At 40.2% G+C, this 789-nt stretch carries 1 pseudogene; it reads left to right on the top strand.

Features of this window, described 5'->3' with window-relative positions:
* Positions 1 to 136 precede the first annotated feature (136 nt).
* Positions 137 to 723, top strand: a pseudogene (locus NXS10_RS08730) (transposase family protein); the annotation flags it as partial.
* Positions 724 to 789: the final 66 nt, after the last annotated feature.

A 789-nucleotide genomic window follows, 5' to 3' on the forward strand; every position in this document is an offset into this window, starting at 1 on the left:
GAAAAGTTCAACAATGGAGTTAGCCACTTGATGGTACCCATAGCAACAAGAGAAAAACGCCAAGAGGCAAGACTATTTCCCAAAAGGAAGACACTCCATTAACAACGAAGTGAAGTAAGGATAAGTCAGATAACACATCCGTAAGGAAAAGTATGAGCTTATTTACTCAGCCGACTTTGCTCAAGAAGTCTGTGTCAATCGTAAACGTTCTGCTAAACCCTCTCTAAACAATACCTTAAAAACACTATAGCAAACAGAGATACTCTCCTGAAATGATGGGCAAAGCTAAAGAAAGTACTGCTCATCTCAACCATTACTGCTGGATTCACCATGGGCGATTAGGAGTACCCAAAGCCAACAGGATTTATCCTCGCAAAGGAAAAACAGGCTAGTGCTAATGTTAAGCCTGATGGAAAGACCATTAAAACGCCCTGAAAGCATGCATAAGCATGACAATAGCGATGATTTTGAGATGGATGCGGTTATTCAGATACGAGCAAAATGGAGTGTTGACTAGCCCTAACGGACAGAAAGAACCACTATCAAATCCGACTCATTACTGATAAATCAGCTACTTCGCTTCATCAATCCCTGAAAAACATCTGACAAAAAGCAGATTAACTTCATCACAGCAGATAACGGAACAGAGTTTAACTACTCATCAGATGTTGGTTACCTAAGGGAAACAAAAATGCGACTCAACAAGTCGCATTTATTGAAAACTGAATCACTAACTGTCCAAAGAAAATACTAGATGACAAACCTCCCAGAGAGATTTGCAAAAGGGCT

The organism is Streptococcus sciuri, from assembly GCF_024814375.1.
Classification (GTDB): Bacteria; Bacillota; Bacilli; order Lactobacillales; family Streptococcaceae; genus Streptococcus; species Streptococcus sciuri.